This is a genomic window from Shimia sp. SK013 (genome assembly GCF_001292625.1).
GTDB lineage: Bacteria > Pseudomonadota > Alphaproteobacteria > Rhodobacterales > Rhodobacteraceae > Shimia.
Genome location: NZ_LAJH01000008.1, coordinates 24,297 through 40,929 on the forward strand (window position 1 = coordinate 24,297; position 16,633 = coordinate 40,929).

Here is a 16,633-nt window from a genome sequence, read left to right on the forward strand (position 1 = left end):
GGTGTCCAGGACAGGGACGGGCCCGGGACACATGAGGCACCTTCGGTCGCGGTCGACAGTCTCGGCTTACACCAAAGTCGTCGCCACATTTGCCATGACGCATGTCGTGAGAGTAATCTGCGTCACTCCCCTACCCTAGCCAAACTGAATTCATGCGGCGGAAGGGGAAAGTATAGTCCGGCGCTCAAAAGTATAGTCCGGCGTACAATGGTATGGGGTCACGCCAAAGAAATTTGAACTACCCGCCAATCCTGTCCCGCCAGCGCACCCAATCCTCTGGACTGCCTCGGAACACGTTGATGTCGACCTCGCCATCAACCCCCGGCACCTCGCCCGTGCCCGTGTATTGCCAGAACGTCCAACGGCTTCCGGGATAAACATCCTTGGGGTGTCCGGCCACAGACCGCAGCCAAAATTCCGTTCCCCCGACCTGTCCGATACCCGTGTCCTGATAAAAATCCACCGTCGTGTAGACAATCGGCCGCCGGTCATAGTGTTTTTGCAGGATCGACAGGAACTTGCGCGCTTCCGAGCGCACCTTTGCCCCGCTTGGCCGTTTGGTGCAGGTTTTGGATCGCGGAGTCCACTCCATATCCAGAACGTGCGGCAAGTCCGAGCCGCGCGGCACGTTGCGGATGAACCACCGCGCCTGCTCTTCGGCGGAGCGGCAGAAATAATAATAGTGATACGCGCCCCAAGGCACCCCCGCCGCCTGCGCGCCCCGGCGGTGATCATCAAACCGTGGATCCGCCAGATCACCCCCCTCGGTGGCTTTGAAAAAGGCGAAACTGACGCCAGCCCGCTGGGCCTCGCGCCAGTCGATCTCACCCTGCCAGCGCGACACATCGATGCCATGGATCGGATAGGCCCGCGGCCCGCGGCCTTCCCAGTCATAGGGATCAAAATCACCAAACTTCGGTCTTGTGACCAGCCGCGCCACCTCGGCCTTAAGCTGCGCTGCCTGTCGGTCTTGGACGGTAACTGGTTCAGGCTGGGGGCGGCTACAGGACACCAGAGCCAACAAAACCACCACAAAAGCCCATGAAAATCGCATCAGAAATACCTCAAACCAAATACCAAATCCGCCGCACATCAAGCGTCAAACCTACATCAAACCCTAGCTGGTCTGCGGCGCTTCTGAACAGTAAACTTACCGTAGGGCGCGCAATCTTTTGGCCGACACACATCTCGCCTGCCGCACAGTCAATCCCGCTTGCACTGTGACCCGCTTTCCCCTACATACGCGCAGGTCCGCGTCTCGCATGAGTCGTTCGGGCGTGCTGTGCATTGCAAAACTGTTGCTTTCTTCGGGAACAGGTGCACCTCACAGCAAACAACGACAAGAAAAGACGACCTGATCTCTGGCGGGCGCATCTGCGGACCCGGAAGAAGACCGAGAGCTCTTAGGTGCATCAAACCTTTGCGGAACAACCGCAAGCAAAATAGGAGAAGGTCAGATGAATCTGATCGCACAGCTTGAGGCGGAACAAGTGTCCGCCCTGGGGAAAGACATCCCCGATTTCAAAGCCGGCGACACTGTTCGCGTAGGCTTTAAAGTGACCGAAGGTTCGCGCACTCGTGTGCAGAACTACGAAGGTGTTTGCATCAGCCGTAAAAACGGCGCAGGCATTGCCGGCTCGTTCACTATTCGCAAGATTTCTTTTGGCGAAGGCGTGGAGCGTGTATTCCCGCTGCACTCGACCAACATCGACAGCATCACTGTTGTTCGCCGTGGTCGTGTCCGTCGTGCCAAACTGTACTATCTGCGCGCACGTCGTGGTAAATCCGCACGTATCTCAGAAGACACCACCTACAAGCCCAAAAAAGCGTAAGGAGCGGTATCATGAAAAAAGACACACACCCCGATTACCACTTCATCGACGTCAAAATGACCGACGGTACGATCCTGAAGATGCGCTCGACTTACGGCGCCGAAGGCGACCAGCTGGCGCTCGACGTTGACCCTTCCGTGCACCCTGCATGGAACGGCGGCAACACCCGCTTGATGGATGCCGGTGGCCGCGTATCCAAGTTCAAAAAGAAATACGAAGGCCTGGGCTTCTAAGCACCGCTTTCAGATGTTTCGACAAAACGCCGCTCCTATTTGGGGCGGCGTTTTTTGTTGGGTGCCACCCAAAAAAAGTGACACATCTTTAGATTGTGATTAGTGTAGTAGCATTACCTGAATTTCCCGAACGAAGAATCCATAAATGCCCACTTATTTTCAGCACGAACAATACGGCCTAGCACACCTCTTCTCAGAACATTTTGCAGACCGTTGGAATACTGCATTTGTGACTGAGACAATGAATGGTGAAGTAAGAATTGGGTTTTCTCCTTCTTCACCTATCGTTTACGGCGTCATGCAACTGAACGGCGACGATCTCGTTGTGATCAATGGGGAATTGATATCCGGAACAATCACCTCTATCGATTTCTATTATCCCGGATACCCGAGCGGAGGATCTTTTGGCGTAGGTTTTCTGGACGGTCAACTCACAGGCCTGAATTGGGGTGCCCAGGACTTTCAAAGCCAACTCGCCGCTTTCGCAGCCGGTGATTACAGCGGTTTCAATCAAGCGATTTTGGACACAGTGACAACAGTTATTTGTGTTGACACTCGCCCCACCGTACACTCGGGCGATTACGCCAATGCAAATAGTTTCGTACTGGGCAACAATGACGGTACCTTTTCTTTTGAACATTCCGCCCTTGGAACCAGCGTTCCCATCACCATCAACGGCGGCCACGGATACGACATCTTTTCCGTCTCTTGGTACGTACCACCCCCTACCCCTCTTTCGCCCGCCCCCACCTTCACGATTGATTTGGAAGCGGGCACATTCACCGACCTCTATGGCACCACCCACCGGATCCTGAACTTTGAAGAGGTGATCGGGTCTTCGGCTAACAACCACATCACCGGGTACGAGAACGTCTCCAACGCGTTGACGGGCGGAGTGGGCGACGACACCCTTCTTGGTGGAAATCAATCCGACACGCTCGTTGGCGGTTCCGGCAACGACTTGCTTGTCGCCGGTGACGGTGACGACGTCATTATGGGCAGTGACAATTTCAGCGACGACGACGACACCATCAACGGCGGCGATGGCATAGACACCTATCGCACGTCTTATTCAAGTGACCATTTTGTCGACCTAACCAATACTTATTCAACACCGCACGGCAACACGCGCACTTTCATTGACATCGAAAACGTGATCACTCGTTCGGGCGATGACACCATTATCGGTAATGGCGTCGACAACCGAATTGAGTCTTGGGCGGGCGAGGATCTCATACTGGCAGGCGGCGGCAACGACACAGTGATAGGAGGTTCGGGCAACGACATTTTGGTCGGCGGCACCGGAGAAAATGAACTGACTGGCGGGCGCGACGAAGATCAATTTGTATTTGTGACCCTAAACGCGTCCGACACAATCACTGATTTCACCATGAGTGAAGACACGCTGGACTTTTCCAGCTTGGCGGCGGACAGCGGTATATTCTCTGTCACCATGAACGGACTGGAAACCATACGGATCAACTGTTTCGATGACACGGCTTCAGGCATCCTAGCCTTATCTATCGTTCAGTCTGGGGACGCCGTAGAAATCTATGTGACCTCGGGTGGTATCGCAGCATCCGGAAGCACCCCACTTGCGACCCTTCTCGATGTAAATCTGGCTGACCTATCGTGGGATGACTTCATCTTCTAACCCCGTTTACGAAAGCTCCAACCAAAGCGTCCCCTTCCGATATCCCCCCTTGATCAGGAACCCCTCCTTTTCCACTTCGGGATACTCCTCCGCCCAATCGCGGAACTGGTCATTTGTCACCACCCGCGCGTCCATATCACGTGCCGCCAGCAAAATAGTCTTGTCCGCCGGCGTGCCTTTGGGCACCACCAAAACGTTTTCCGCTGACAGGCCAAGTCGCGTCGCAAACGCGCTGTCATGCATGTAACTCTCCGAGACAAGATATCCCGCATTGGCGTCAAACATCACACCCAGTTTCAGGTTCTTTGACCTGAGGCTGTCCAAAACCTCGATCAACGTGTCCAAATTCGGCGCGCCGCCCTTCCAATACATCACGTTTGAGCCATCGACGATCACCGTGCTTCGGGTCTTCGCCGGTTCCGGCTGAGCCTCAGGTTGACGCCGTCGATCTCGGTACAAAAGGAACCGCAAAAGCCGCGACAACAGAAACATCATCAGCAAAAATACGAGCAATACAGCAATCAAAAACCCGGCCTCGGGCCGCGCAAAAAAGTCGGACATATTTCAAGTCTTCTTGGTAATCAAAATCCTTATCAGGAAGGTGACCAACTAACCGAGCAGCCACAACCATAAAGCGTGTAAAATCCACAAAAAAACCGGCACCGCTCTCTCAAGCGATGCCGGCCAATTTTTTAAGCGATCCCCAGATCAGAAGTGCGCGGACTTGGTGGTCGTCGGCGCAGCCAAAGGCGGAGCAAATTTGGTCAGGTCAATGCCTTCCACCGCAGTTTTGTACTCTTCCAATGTGGGCGTGCGGCCCAACACAGCTGCCAGCACCACCAGCGGGGTCGAGCCCAACAGGCTCTCACCTTTCTTGGTCGCGCTATCGCCCACAACACGGCCTTGGAACAAGCGTGTCGACGTCGCCAGAACGGTGTCGCCTTTGGCGGCTTTCTCTTGGTTGCCCATGCACAGGTTACAGCCCGGACGCTCGAGATAGAGAATGTTCTCATACTCTTTGCGCGCATGCTCTTTCGGGAACAGATCGTCGAACTCAAAGCCGGAATACTTCTGCAGGATTTCCCAGTCACCCTCAGCCTTCATCTCGTCGATGATGTTATAGGTCGGCGCGGCCACAACCAGCGGTGCCTTGAACTCGACCTTGCCGTTGGCAGCTTCGATGTTCTTCAGCATCTGCGCCACGATCTTGATGTCGCCCTTGTGCACCATGCACGAACCAACAAAGCCAAGATCCACCTTCTTCTCAGCTTTGTAGAAGCTGATCGGACGGATGGTGTCATGGGTATAGCGCTTGGACACATCGGCGTTGTTCACGTCAGGGTCGGCAATCATTGGCTCGACGATTTCGTCCAGATCCACAACAACTTCGGCAAAGTATTTGGCGTTGTCATCAGGTGTCAGCGCAGGCTTGGCACCGGATTTGATCTCGGCGATGCGGGCATCCGCGATGTCGATCAGGTTTTGCAGCATGCCATTTTCATGCTCCATGCCTTTGTCGATCATAATCTGGATGCGCGATTTCGCCAGCTCAAGCGAGCCAACAAGTGTCTCGTCGTTGGAAATACAGACCGACGCTTTGGCCTTCATTTCCGCAGTCCAGTCCGTAAAGGTGAACGCTTGGTCCGCCAGCAATGTGCCGATGTGTACTTCGATCACGCGGCCTTGGAACACGTTGTCGCCATGCTGTGCGAGCATCTGCAACTGTGTGGCGTGCACCACGTCGCGGAAATCCATGTGCTCGGCCATTTTGCCTTTGAAGGTCACTTTGACCGACTCCGGGATCGGCATCGACGCCTCACCTGTCGCCAGTGCCAGTGCCACCGTGCCACTGTCCGCACCAAAGGCGACGCCTTTGGACATACGGGTGTGGCTGTCGCCACCGATGATCACGGCCCAATCGTCCACGGTGATGTCGTTCAGCACTTTGTGGATGACGTCGGTCATCGCGTGGTATTCGCCTTTGGGGTCACGACCAGTGACCAGACCAAAGTCGTTCATGAACTGCATCAGACGCGGTGTGTTGGCTTGCGCTTTGGTATCCCACACAGACGCTGTGTGACAGCCCGACTGATACGCGCCGTCAACGATTGGCGACACAACGGTGGCCGCCATCGCTTCGAGTTCCTGCATGGTCATCAGGCCGGTGGTGTCTTGCGAGCCTACGATGTTGACCTGAACACGTACGTCGGACCCGGCGTGCAATGTCTTGCCCGGTGTGGTGCCCACAGCGTTTTTGTTAAAGATCTTCTCCACAGCGGTCAGACCCTGACCCTCGTGGCTGATTTCTTTGGACGGTGCGAAAACCGGTGTTGGCTCAACGCCCAGCGCCTCTGCGGCAAATGTCTGCAGCTTCTTGCCGAAGACAATCGCGTAGGACCCGCCCGCCTTCATGAACTCGGCTTTTTGCGGGGTAAAGGACGAGGACACATCGACCAGCTCATCACCCTCTTCCGAGTAGAGCTTTTTGTCTTTGGTGTTGATCTTCAGAACGGTGCCGGTCTCGACAGAGTATGTCTGCTCAAGGATCGGGTTGCCGTCGTTGTTCAGGATCGCGTTGCCATCTTCGTCGGTTTTCTTGACCCAGTTCTTCAGGTCCAGACCGATACCGCCGGTCACGCCCACTGTGGTCAAAAAGATCGGCGAGATGCCGTTGGTGCCTGCCACGATGGGCGCATAGTTCACAAACGGCACATAGGGGCTGGCCTGTTTACCAGTCCAAAGCGCGACGTTGTTCACACCCGACATCCGCGAAGACCCGACACCCATGGTGCCTTTTTCCGCAATCAGCATCACCTGTTTGCCAGGGTGCTGCAGCTTCAGCTCGTTGATGTGCTTTTGCGCCGCTTCCGTGATCATGCACTTGCCGTGCAATTCGCGGTCCGCACGGCTGTGCGCTTCGGCACCGGGCGACAGAAGGTCGGTGGAAATGTCGCCTTCGCCCGCCACATAGGTCACGATTTCGATTTCTTCGGACATGTCCGGCAGCTCGGTAAAGAACTCGGCTTTGGCGTAGCTCTCCAACAGACCCTTGGCGACAGCGTTGCCCGCAGCCAGCGCATCCCCCAAACGGGTCATGTCAGCATCATACAGGAACACCTGTGTCTTCAGCACGTCCGCAGCTTGCGAAGCAATTGCTGCATCATCACCCAGCGCCAAATCAATCAGCACGTCAACCGAAGGACCACCCTTCATGTGCGATAGCATTTCAAAGGCAAAATCGGCTGTGATCTCGGCCACAACAGCCTCACCCAGAATGATCTCTTTCAGGAACTTCGCCTTTACGCCCGCCGCGCTCGTGGTGCCGGGCAGCGTGTTGTAAATGAAGAAGTCGAGCGCGCCTTCGCGCAGCTCATTTCCGGTGTCTTTGATCAGGTCGATCAGCTCGGCCACAAGGGGGCCGCCGTCAATCGGCTTGGGGCTCAGGCCCTCGGCTTTGCGGGTTTCGATCTCGGTGAGGTAGTCGGTATACAAGCTCATGGTGATCCTAGCGATTTGGAGTTGGCGGGTGCATGAACGCCGAGTCTCAAGCTTATTTTTAAGGCTCGGTGGCTATTTGTATGCGGCTGTATACCAAACAGGTGCGAGTTGCAAGCCGTTCCACCATGTTGCAAAGGGTTCGGATGTCTCAAACTGTTGGCACCGGCGCCGCCTGCGGTCCTTTTGCCATAAATTCCGCTCGGCCCCAAATGCTTCTTGGGCGCAGGCAAAATCCTGCCGCGTTATGCCGCAACCGGCTTTGGTCCACCGCGTACCCGCAACAGGATCAACACCAAGATGGCGATGTTAAGCGCATTCCAAACGATGCCGTTGATGAACGCCAACCCATAGCTGCCGCTCACGTCGTAAATCCAACCAGACATCCACCCGCCCAGCGCCATGCCCATGATCGTCGCCATCATGACAAATCCCACGCGGCTGCCCGCCTCATTGGCAGGCATGTATTCTCGCACCACAAGCGCATAGGCCGGAACGATCCCGCCCTGCGCCAGACCAAAGGCGGCACTGACCAGATAAAGCGGCACCAAACCATCAAACGGCAGAAACAAGAACAGCGCCATGCATTGCAAAACCGACCCGATCAACAATGTGATCAATCCGCCCAGCTGATCCGCGACCAACCCCGAAATCAACCGCGACACCACGCCGCCCAACAACATCAGGGCCAGCATCTCGGCACCCACCGCCGGGCCAAAGCCCAAATCCACGCAGAAACTCACGATGTGTACCTGCGGCATCGACATCGCGACGCAACAGCCCACGCCCGCAATGCCCAACACCCACATCAGAACCACTGGTTTGAACGGCGCTCCACCTTGTTTGGCATCTGCCGCCCTTTGTTGTGCCGCCAAGGCCTCCATCGGCACCCGCGGACGCAACAACAACGCCAAAGGCACAATCGCGACCACTGTGATCACCGCCAATGCCACAAACACCCCGCGCCAGCCGTAATCGGCTTGCACGCCACTCAGCAGCATGGGCCAGATGGCGCCGGACAGGTAATTCCCGCTCGCCACAATCGCCACCGCAATCCCGCGTCGCCTTTGAAACCACAGCGATATGTCCGCAATCAGAGGCCCAAACCCGACGGCCGTTCCAAACCCCAAAAAGAAATGCACCAACGACAGGATCCCCACCGACGGGCTCACTGCGGCCAGCGCGTAACTCATCGCGCTCAACACCGCCGCGCCAATCAGCGACTTGCTGACCCCGAACCGGTCCACCGCGCGGCCAATTGCAAAATTGCCCACCGCAAACCCAATCATGGTCAGCACATAAGGCACGCTTGCCCCGGCCCGATCGATGCCAAACTCGGCCTGTATCGACGGCATTACAACAATGACCGCCCACATGCCCACGTTGGCAAAGACCGCAATCAACAAAGTGATAGCGAGGCGTGTCCAGCTATAGCGGCTGTCGAGAATGGGGTGATCCGTCATGGGGCCACGCTAGGCGGGAGTGGAGCGTCTGTATAGCTCCAGAACGACATGGCATATCAACCTGCACCGCCCACCTGCTGATGCACTTCAACCACATTGCCCTCAGGATCTTGAAAAAACACCTGATGCCATTCTTTGGCAAAGGCCGTGCCATAGTCCGAAAACGGCACGTTGTTGTCCCGCAGCACCTGCAGAAACGCTGCGATATCATCCGTGCGAAACGCGATATGCCCACGATCCACCGGATTGATCACCTGCCCGTTCACAAACGCCACATCCAAGCGACGCTCCGCCAGATGCATCTGCATGTCGCCATCGGTGGCAAAGCGGATTTTGCCGTCAAATCCTTTGCCATCTGCGGCCTCGGTGCGCGGGAAGTCCTCCTGCGGTACGTCCGCAAGCCCCAAAACCTTGGTATAAAAATCATGCAGCCCATCCACATCGTGGGACACAAAATTGATGTGGTGAAATTCGAGTTTCATAGGCGGCTCCGAGCTTGTGTATTGCTGACCTCATAGAGCCAACAACATTGCCTCAGATCAAGCCACTCTCCGGGCCAAAGCCGTCTATTCAGGATTTGGCCGAGCCTTTCAGGCTGCTCACGTCGGTAAACGGCGGTTCACCAAAGCTTCGGAACTCGCCGCTTTCCGACATAAAGGCCCAGCGCGCGACCATAAGCTGGTATTGCCGCGCGTACCACTCTTCGTCGTCTTCCACGATGCGCGTGCGCCATGATCCCTGTATCCGGGTTGGAACGCGCACATCTTTGCGTTTCGGTTTTTTCATTCCCTCATGGGCAGCGTCGTTCGCCTGGTCCCATTTGCGGCCCAGCAACTTCACCAGTTCGTCAACTTGTTTCTTTCTGCGACCGGCGAAAATGACATCAACCTCGACCCCATTCTGCACCATGCCTTTGATGATGACGTCTTTGCGCGAGTTCTTCCCGAATTTCGGTATCAGCTCGACAACCAATTCCGTCGGAGGTTTTTTGTACAACCCGCGATCCTCATAGGCCGGGGTAATCAATGCTGGGTTGCCGACACGCTTATTCAATGTTCTGTTCCGTCGCTGAAGTAAGTTGCGTAAAAATTGCGACGCCCAGAATTGTCGAAACGCATTAACAATGAATGAGTGAAACCTCCAAGGGACGGCCGTGCGGCTAACGCCAGACCACCCTCATTCCGCACCTACGCGATACAGACGCGATACCGACGCGAAACAGACACCCCTTATTGCCCCAAGGCCTGCCCCAAATCCGCAATCAGATCATCTGCATGTTCCGCCCCCACAGAAATCCGCAAAAGCGTCTCCGGAATGCCCGTGTGCGGCTCGATCGTATAGCGATGCTCCACAAGGCTTTCCACGCCGCCCAATGACGTCGCCCGATGGAAAAGCTTCATCTTTCCAGCCACTTGCAAAGCCGTCTCGCGATCCCCCTTCACTAGGAAAGACATCAAAAATCCGTACCCGCCCGGCATTTGCGCTTTGGCCAGATCATGTCCCGCATGGCCTTCAAGACCGGGATAAAGCACACTGTCCACCTTCGGGTGATCCGCCAGATAATCCGCTATTTTCATAGCGTTATCCACCATCCGCTCAACTCGCAACGCCATCGTGCGCATACCGCGCAACAACAGCCACGCCTCAAACGGCCCCATCACAGCGCCCGCGCTGGCACGATCGGTTTCAATCTCTTCCCAGACCGGCGTGATCTCTTTGGTGATCAACACACCACCCAGCACATCCGAGTGCCCATTGATCACTTTGGTGGTGGAATGCATCACGATATCTGCACCCAATTTCAACGGGTTGGTCAGAACCGGCGAGGCCGCCGTGCTGTCCACCGCCAACAGCGCTCCACAACTCCCGGCCGCCTTTTTGGCCGCCGCAACATCCGTGATCTTGAGCCACGGATTGCTTGGGGTCTCCACCCAAACGATATTCGCAGGCCCTTTGGCACACACATCCGCCAACGCCGCCGCATCGCTTGCGTCCACTTCGTCCACATCTATCTGACGACGCTCACAAAAATCGCGCACCCATTTGGTTGTGTTCCAATAAATGCCGGACTGGATAATCACACGTGCACCCGTCGGAACCGTACGAAACAGCGCCGCAATCGCGGCCATGCCTGACGGGAAAAGCAACCCCGCCGCACCACCTTCCAACTGGGCCAGAACGCCCTCTGCTTGGCGCACCACATCGTTGTGCGGCCGCGCATAAACATTGTCCGAATTCAACGGTTTATAGTTTTTGTCCCGCACAAACGTCGTGGCTGGCTGGATCGGTGGAACCACACCGCCGCTTTGTGCATCAATCGCCCCGCCGGCCTGCGCCAACAAGGTCTCCGGCCGCATATCCTTGATATCCATCGTCTTTCCCTCACGCTCTTGCGGCACAGATGATCCCAGCCAAAGCGAACTTGCAACCCCAACACGCCCCCGTGTAGGAACGGCTCATGACCCGCGTGATCCTCTTTAACAAACCGTTCGATGTGCTGTCGCAATTCACCGACAAAGGCCTTGAGGGCAGCACACGCCGCACGCTGTCGGACTTCATCGACGTGCCCAAAGTCTATCCTGCCGGCCGTCTGGACCGTGACAGCGAGGGGCTGATGGTGCTGACGGATGACGGCAAACTGCAGGCCCGCATCGCCGATCCGCGACACAAGATGGCCAAAACTTATTGGGTCCAGATCGAGGGCCAACCGGATGACGCAACACTCGCCGCGTTACGCAAAGGCGTGACGCTCAAGGACGGGCTGACAAAACCTGCCGACGTAAAACGTATTGATGAGCCCGCCAATCTCTGGCCACGAACTCCGCCGATCCGCGTGCGAAAATCAGTTCCAGATTGCTGGATTGCGCTGACAATCCGCGAAGGCCGCAACCGTCAAGTGCGCCGCATGACCGCTGCCGTGGGCCACCCCACGCTGCGTCTGATCCGTGCACGCATCGGCGACTGGTCACTCAGCGACTTGGCCACAGGTGACTGGCGAGACATTCTGCCTTAAAAAATTATCAATAACTGCCCACTTTTCCTGTGGATAAACACCACATATATAGTGGACAGCAAAGAATGACCGCCGTAAGTGGGCGCATATAACAAATCAGGGGCAACGGGCATGGCGCATATCATTGTGGTCGGCAACGAAAAGGGCGGCGCGGGCAAATCCACGCTGTCGATGCACATCGCCACCGCTCTTACGCGGATGGGCCACAAGGTTGGCGCGCTTGATCTGGACTTGCGCCAGAAAAGCTTTGGCCGCTACGTCGAAAACCGCCTGAAATATGCCAAAGAGCATAGCCTCGACTTGCCCACTCCGGACTATCACGATCTGCCGGAAATCGACCCTGCAACGCTGAAGCCCGGCGAAAACATCTATGATCTGCGCCTGTCAGCAGCGGTTGCAACGCTGGAACCTGACAGCGACTTCATTCTGATTGATTGCCCGGGTTCGCACACCCGCCTCTCGCAAGTCGCGCACTCGCTGGCGGACACGCTGGTGACACCGTTGAACGACAGCTTTGTCGACTTTGACCTTCTGGCCCACATCGACGGCGACGCCGACACAATCACCGGCCCGTCTGTGTACTCTGAAATGGTCTGGAGCGCGCGGCAGTTGCGCGCACAGGCCGGGTTGCAGCCAATCGACTGGATCGTCATGCGCAACCGTATGGGCGCGCAGCAAATGGTCAACAAAGAGAAAATGGGCAAGGCGCTGGACAAACTTGCCAAGCGTATCGGCTTTCGTGTGGCGCCGGGCTTTAACGAGCGTGTCATTTTCCGCGAACTCTTCCCGCGCGGCATTACCCTTCTGGATTTGCGCGACATCGGGGTCAAACAGCTCAACATTTCTAACGTCGCCGCCCGTCAGGAATTGCGCGAACTGATCAAAGCGCTAAACCTTCCCGGCGTTACGCCCGACTTCTGACCCGATCAGATGAGTGTGCCAACGGCCATAAAACCAATGCGGAACCGCCTGACGATCATGGCAGGCATCGCAGTGGCAGAGCTTCTGGCCGTGATTATCACCTATCAGGTCATAGCCTCCATCGAATGCCGTCAGACCGAGATCGAGGCCGCTTGTCGCGCGCTTCGGTCAATGACCGCCCGAGGTCTCGCGGTGATAACGGTTCTGGCGCTTTTTTTCTGGCTGCGCCCCCGCGCCTATCTAGCGTTGCGCGAGGCAACCCAATCCGCCCCCGGCCCGCACATTTGGCTGACGTTGCATGGTTTTGGGTTGGCGCTGATCTTTCTGCCCTTGCCGCTTTTTGGGGCCACTGAGATTTCGCACCGGTTTCTGCCAACACTCTTGATGATGACCGCTGGCGGCACGCTCGCCGCACTGGGCGCGCTGCTTTGGATTACACCTGCGCGCCAATGGTGGCGCTGGCTGCAATCCCAAAGCTATTTCCTGCCCGTGGCCCTGCTTGGCGCCGTCATCGTGCCCGATCTGGCGGATCTGATGCGCCCCTTGTGGAACATCGCGGATCTGTCGAGTCTGACCTTCTTTCTGGTGTTTCTGGTGCTGTCGGCCATGGGCGTAGACGTCGGTGTAGATCCTGCAAGTTATGTGATCGGCTATGATGATTTTTTCGTGCAGATCGCCAGCCAATGCTCCGGTGTCGAAGGCATTGCGCTGATCACCATCTTCATGGGGCTTTATGCGATGTTGATGAAGGCCGACCTGCGCATGCGCCGCTTCTGGCTCGCGCTTTTTCCGCTGGCAGTGCTGTGCAGTTGGTTCTTTAACATTTTGCGCATCGCGATCCTGATCGTGATTGGCGCCGAAGTGTCTGCGGAACAAGCGCTCAACGGGTTTCATTCCTACGCAGGCTGGCTGATGTTCACAGCCCTCGCCCTTGGTGTTGTCGCCGTGGCTCACCAATGGGCCTGGCTGCACCGCACGCCCCGTGACCGTAACGACCTGCCAAGACTGGCTGAAGAAGGCTTAGCAGCCCTGATTGTGCCGTTTATCGTGATGATGATCACTGGCGTCGTAGCATCCGCTTTCTGGCCCACCCCGTCGGACGCCTACCCGTTTCGCGCCGTTGCGATGCTGTGTGTGCTACTTTACTTTCGCCCCGCCCTTGTCCGCCTTGTGCAACGCCCCGAAGCGCTCGCCGTACTTGCAGGCATCGCGGTCGGCGCGCTCTGGCTGATCACTGCGCCAGTGACCCAACCACAGGCAACCGCGCCTTCGACGGCATGGATTGCCTTTCGTCTACTGGGCACCATCGCTTTGGTGCCAGTGATCGAAGAGTTGTTTTTCCGGGGCTATCTTCAGCGACGCCTGATGCGCGGCGGGCTGATCTGGGTGGTTTTGGCGCTTTTGCTGCCGAACCTGTTGTTTGGACTGCTACACGAACGCTATCTCGCAGGCATGCTTGCGGGCGTGGTCTTTGGTTTGCTTGCGTTGCGAAAACCGGGGCTTACAAACGCAATCGCGGCCCATGGGGCCGCGAACGCTGTGATTGCAGTCTATGCGTTGATCACCGCCAATTGGGCGCTGATCTAAACGATCAATCCGCCTTGTTGCGGCGGCGGCGCAGTTCCCAAACCAACACCAATGTGGCCAAAACAGCCGCCATTGCCAAAAGGCCGGCACCTGCGTCAATCTCGGGCACAGCGTTGGAGGACCCACTTGTCGAGCCACCGGTTGAGCTGCCCGTGTTGCCGCCAAACCAACGCCACCACCAGTTGCTGCGCCAACCGCCACTGTCCTGAGCCAAGGCCGATGTCGCCGTCATCAGTGTCGCGCTTACAGACATCAACGCCAGATTGGTTGTCGTTTTCAAACCCATGTCGCCCTCTCGAAATAACCTAAACTTTGACCCAAAATGCCACACACCAACCGGAACAGGCAAGTGAAACGCCACAATTTCGCCTTAAACGCGCAGGATTGTCTCCGACCCGAAAACAATGATCCCACCGAACGCAAACTGTTGGTCAATCGCCCGACAGTCGCCTGCTATTTGGGCGAATTGCCCGAATCAGGTGTCCCACCCAACCGGCGCAAAACACGCTTCAGTTGCGCAACTTCGTCGGCTGTGAACCCCTCAAGGAGGGCCGTTTCATACCGTTCAGCAGTGTCTCGCAGATCCCGATAAACAGCCTCGCCCGCAGGCGTCAAAACCAGCCATTCGACCCGTCGATCGGTCTCGCTTGGCATCCGTTTCAGATACCGACGTTGCCCAAGTCGATAGACGGCGCGGCTCACTTTTGTCTTATGAATCTTGCCGCGTGTGCCAATATCCGTGGCGGTCATCTCGCCAAACATGCCCAGATGAAACAGCACACGCCATTCGGTGCGCAACAACCCGTAGCGATCCTTATAGATTTTCTGAAACGTCAGGCTGGATTCTTCCGCTGCCTGATTTAGCAGATAGGGCAGAAACCTAAGCAGGTCGAACCCTTCGATTTTGGCAGTCTCGGTCATGAATCAGCGCGCCTCCTGCTTGTTAGTTACAAAAACAACCATTACCAGTGCAACCAAATTCGAGATGGAGACAAAACGTGACCAAGCACACCCTCCCGACCCGCATGCAAATGGCCCCGTCCATTCCCGGCCCGCACGAAGGCTTTATGCCGGGCTTTGGCAACGACTATGAAACCGAGGCCCTGCCCGGTGCTTTGCCCCAAGGCATGAACAGCCCGCAGAAGTGCAACTACGGCCTTTATGGTGAGCAGTTGTCCGGCACGGCCTTCACCGCCGAATCTGTGGAACGCACGTGGTGTTACCGCATTCGCCCGTCGGTAAAACACAGCCACCGTTATGAAAAAATCGATGTGCCGGCGTGGAAGTCCGCCCCCTGTGTGGACCCTGATGTGACCTCACTTGGCCAATACCGTTGGGACCCGATGCCCCATACCGAAGAGGCGCTGACATGGATCACCGGCATGCGCACCATGACCACTGCGGGTGATGTGAACACCCAAGTTGGCATGGCCTCTCATGTCTATCTGGTGAACACCACAATGGAGGATGATTACTTCTTCTCCGCCGATTCCGAACTGTTGGTGATACCGCAAGAGGGTGTGCTGCGATTCTCAACCGAATTGGGCATCATCGACCTTGAACCCAAAGAAATCGCCATCATCCCGCGCGGCCTGCTGTATCGCGTCGAAGTTCTCGAAGGGCCAGCCCGTGGGTTTGTATGCGAAAACTACGGCCAGAAATTCGAACTGCCGGGCCGTGGCCCGATCGGGGCCAACTGCATGGCCAACCCGCGCGATTTCAAAGCGCCAGTTGCCGCCTTTGAAGACCGCGAAGTGCCCTCAACCGTGACCGTAAAATGGTGCGGACAGTTCCACCGCACCAACATTGATCAAAGCCCGCTGGATGTGGTGGCGTGGCACGGCAACTATGCGCCGGTTAAATACGATCTGCGCACGTACTGTCCGGTTGGCGCGATTCTGTTTGACCACCCCGATCCCTCGATTTTCACCGTACTCACCGCGCCGTCAGGCCAGCCCGGCACGGCCAACATCGACTTTGTTTTGTTCCGCGAGCGCTGGATGGTGGCCGAGGATACCTTCCGTCCCCCATGGTATCACAAGAACATCATGTCCGAACTGATGGGCAACATTTATGGCCAGTATGACGCCAAGCCGCAGGGCTTCGTCCCCGGCGGGATGAGCCTGCACAACATGATGATCCCGCACGGACCCGACAAGAACGCCTTTGAAGGCGCGTCCGAGGCCAAGCTGGAGGCCGAGAAGCTCGACAACACCATGTCGTTCATGATCGAAACACGCTTCCCGCAGCACCTGACCGACTTCGCCGGTCGCCAAGCCCCGATGCAGGATGACTACATCGATTGCTGGAGCGATCTGGAGAAGAAATTCGACGGCAAACCCGGGAAGAAGTAAACTCACACCGACAGGAGCCCCGTGCCTTACGCGCGGCTCCCGTAGGGAATTTTAGTCAGAAAGACGCAGGGGACGCCCTGC

General features: G+C 56.6%; 16 protein-coding genes. 7 read left to right on the forward strand and 9 right to left on the reverse strand.

Annotated elements, in window-relative coordinates:
* Positions 1–238: 238 nt before the first annotated feature.
* On the reverse strand, positions 239–1,054 hold the full coding sequence (locus SHIM_RS02345) for a glycoside hydrolase family 25 protein (protein ID WP_054001068.1): 816 nt from the start codon (positions 1,052–1,054) through the stop codon (positions 239–241).
* A 403-nt stretch (positions 1,055–1,457) separates the two neighbouring features.
* Between SHIM_RS02345 and rplS the strand changes: the two genes are divergently transcribed.
* The 3 genes from rplS to SHIM_RS02360 all read left to right on the forward strand — a co-directional run bounded on the left by rplS (position 1,458) and on the right by SHIM_RS02360 (position 3,719).
* Positions 1,458–1,832: a 50S ribosomal protein L19 gene (gene rplS, locus SHIM_RS02350; RefSeq protein ID WP_054001027.1), complete on the forward strand. Its 375-nt coding sequence runs from the start codon at positions 1,458–1,460 to the stop codon at positions 1,830–1,832.
* A gap of 11 nt (positions 1,833–1,843) precedes the next feature.
* On the forward strand, positions 1,844–2,065 hold the full coding sequence (gene rpmE, locus SHIM_RS02355; protein WP_054001028.1) for a 50S ribosomal protein L31: 222 nt from the start codon (positions 1,844–1,846) through the stop codon (positions 2,063–2,065).
* A 145-nt stretch (positions 2,066–2,210) separates the two neighbouring features.
* Positions 2,211–3,719, forward strand: coding sequence for a calcium-binding protein (locus SHIM_RS02360; protein ID WP_152926407.1), 1,509 nt, complete (start codon positions 2,211–2,213; stop codon positions 3,717–3,719).
* Positions 3,720–3,725: 6 nt separating this feature from the next.
* Here the strand turns inward: SHIM_RS02360 and SHIM_RS02365 are convergent, their stop codons facing one another.
* The 6 genes from SHIM_RS02365 to SHIM_RS02390 all read right to left on the reverse strand — a co-directional run bounded on the left by SHIM_RS02365 (position 3,726) and on the right by SHIM_RS02390 (position 11,049).
* Positions 3,726–4,280 (reverse strand): NYN domain-containing protein, encoded by a 555-nt coding sequence (locus SHIM_RS02365; RefSeq protein ID WP_054001030.1) that lies wholly within the window; start codon positions 4,278–4,280, stop codon positions 3,726–3,728.
* Between the two features lie 147 nt (positions 4,281–4,427).
* On the reverse strand, positions 4,428–7,217 hold the full coding sequence (locus SHIM_RS02370) for a bifunctional aconitate hydratase 2/2-methylisocitrate dehydratase (RefSeq protein WP_054001031.1): 2,790 nt from the start codon (positions 7,215–7,217) through the stop codon (positions 4,428–4,430).
* A gap of 242 nt (positions 7,218–7,459) precedes the next feature.
* On the reverse strand, positions 7,460–8,677 hold the full coding sequence (locus SHIM_RS02375) for an MFS transporter (protein WP_054001032.1): 1,218 nt from the start codon (positions 8,675–8,677) through the stop codon (positions 7,460–7,462).
* A gap of 56 nt (positions 8,678–8,733) precedes the next feature.
* Positions 8,734–9,159 (reverse strand): VOC family protein, encoded by a 426-nt coding sequence (locus SHIM_RS02380; RefSeq protein ID WP_054001033.1) that lies wholly within the window; start codon positions 9,157–9,159, stop codon positions 8,734–8,736.
* Positions 9,160–9,247: 88 nt separating this feature from the next.
* Positions 9,248–9,730 (reverse strand): hypothetical protein, encoded by a 483-nt coding sequence (locus SHIM_RS02385; RefSeq protein ID WP_054001034.1) that lies wholly within the window; start codon positions 9,728–9,730, stop codon positions 9,248–9,250.
* A 176-nt stretch (positions 9,731–9,906) separates the two neighbouring features.
* Positions 9,907–11,049, reverse strand: a complete 1,143-nt coding sequence (locus SHIM_RS02390; RefSeq protein ID WP_054001035.1) for a trans-sulfuration enzyme family protein — start codon at positions 11,047–11,049, stop codon at positions 9,907–9,909.
* Between the two features lie 86 nt (positions 11,050–11,135).
* Here SHIM_RS02390 and SHIM_RS02395 point away from each other — a divergent pair, with 86 nt between their 5' ends.
* The 3 genes from SHIM_RS02395 to xrtE all read left to right on the forward strand — a co-directional run bounded on the left by SHIM_RS02395 (position 11,136) and on the right by xrtE (position 14,198).
* Positions 11,136–11,690: a pseudouridine synthase gene (locus SHIM_RS02395; RefSeq protein WP_054001036.1), complete on the forward strand. Its 555-nt coding sequence runs from the start codon at positions 11,136–11,138 to the stop codon at positions 11,688–11,690.
* A gap of 111 nt (positions 11,691–11,801) precedes the next feature.
* A complete protein-coding gene (locus SHIM_RS02400) occupies positions 11,802–12,611 on the forward strand; it encodes a division plane positioning ATPase MipZ (RefSeq protein WP_054001037.1) in 810 nt (269 codons plus the stop codon).
* A 36-nt stretch (positions 12,612–12,647) separates the two neighbouring features.
* Entirely contained in the window at positions 12,648–14,198 is a 1,551-nt protein-coding gene (gene xrtE / locus SHIM_RS02405) for an exosortase E/protease, VPEID-CTERM system (RefSeq protein WP_206541356.1), read from the forward strand.
* A 4-nt stretch (positions 14,199–14,202) separates the two neighbouring features.
* On the opposite strand, the gene SHIM_RS02410 is transcribed toward xrtE, so the two are convergent.
* Positions 14,203–14,484: a VPEID-CTERM sorting domain-containing protein gene (locus SHIM_RS02410; protein WP_054001039.1), complete on the reverse strand. Its 282-nt coding sequence runs from the start codon at positions 14,482–14,484 to the stop codon at positions 14,203–14,205.
* Positions 14,485–14,651: 167 nt separating this feature from the next.
* A complete protein-coding gene (locus tag SHIM_RS02415) occupies positions 14,652–15,119 on the reverse strand; it encodes a MarR family winged helix-turn-helix transcriptional regulator (protein WP_054001040.1) in 468 nt (155 codons plus the stop codon).
* 104 nt (positions 15,120–15,223) lie between these two features.
* Between SHIM_RS02415 and hmgA the strand changes: the two genes are divergently transcribed.
* Positions 15,224–16,552 carry a homogentisate 1,2-dioxygenase gene (gene hmgA / locus SHIM_RS02420; protein WP_054001069.1) on the forward strand — a complete coding sequence of 443 codons (1,329 nt, stop codon included), beginning with the start codon at positions 15,224–15,226 and terminating at the stop codon, positions 16,550–16,552.
* Positions 16,553–16,633 lie beyond the last annotated feature (81 nt).

Excerpts from the sequence above, each read along its gene's own strand:
- SHIM_RS02345 (WP_054001068.1), bottom strand. The coding sequence starts at position 1,054 with ATGCGATTTTCATGGGCTTTTGTGGTGGTTTTGTTGGCTCTGGTGTCC.
- rplS (WP_054001027.1), top strand. The coding sequence starts at position 1,458 with ATGAATCTGATCGCACAGCTTGAGGCGGAACAAGTGTCCGCCCTGGGG.
- rpmE (WP_054001028.1), top strand. The coding sequence starts at position 1,844 with ATGAAAAAAGACACACACCCCGATTACCACTTCATCGACGTCAAAATG.
- SHIM_RS02360 (WP_152926407.1), top strand. The coding sequence starts at position 2,211 with ATGCCCACTTATTTTCAGCACGAACAATACGGCCTAGCACACCTCTTC.
- SHIM_RS02365 (WP_054001030.1), bottom strand. The coding sequence starts at position 4,280 with ATGTCCGACTTTTTTGCGCGGCCCGAGGCCGGGTTTTTGATTGCTGTA.
- SHIM_RS02370 (WP_054001031.1), bottom strand. The coding sequence starts at position 7,217 with ATGAGCTTGTATACCGACTACCTCACCGAGATCGAAACCCGCAAAGCC.
- SHIM_RS02375 (WP_054001032.1), bottom strand. The coding sequence starts at position 8,677 with ATGACGGATCACCCCATTCTCGACAGCCGCTATAGCTGGACACGCCTC.
- SHIM_RS02380 (WP_054001033.1), bottom strand. The coding sequence starts at position 9,159 with ATGAAACTCGAATTTCACCACATCAATTTTGTGTCCCACGATGTGGAT.
- SHIM_RS02390 (WP_054001035.1), bottom strand. The coding sequence starts at position 11,049 with ATGGATATCAAGGATATGCGGCCGGAGACCTTGTTGGCGCAGGCCGGC.
- SHIM_RS02395 (WP_054001036.1), top strand. The coding sequence starts at position 11,136 with ATGACCCGCGTGATCCTCTTTAACAAACCGTTCGATGTGCTGTCGCAA.
- SHIM_RS02400 (WP_054001037.1), top strand. The coding sequence starts at position 11,802 with ATGGCGCATATCATTGTGGTCGGCAACGAAAAGGGCGGCGCGGGCAAA.
- xrtE (WP_206541356.1), top strand. The coding sequence starts at position 12,648 with ATGCGGAACCGCCTGACGATCATGGCAGGCATCGCAGTGGCAGAGCTT.
- SHIM_RS02410 (WP_054001039.1), bottom strand. The coding sequence starts at position 14,484 with ATGGGTTTGAAAACGACAACCAATCTGGCGTTGATGTCTGTAAGCGCG.
- SHIM_RS02415 (WP_054001040.1), bottom strand. The coding sequence starts at position 15,119 with ATGACCGAGACTGCCAAAATCGAAGGGTTCGACCTGCTTAGGTTTCTG.
- hmgA (WP_054001069.1), top strand. The coding sequence starts at position 15,224 with ATGCAAATGGCCCCGTCCATTCCCGGCCCGCACGAAGGCTTTATGCCG.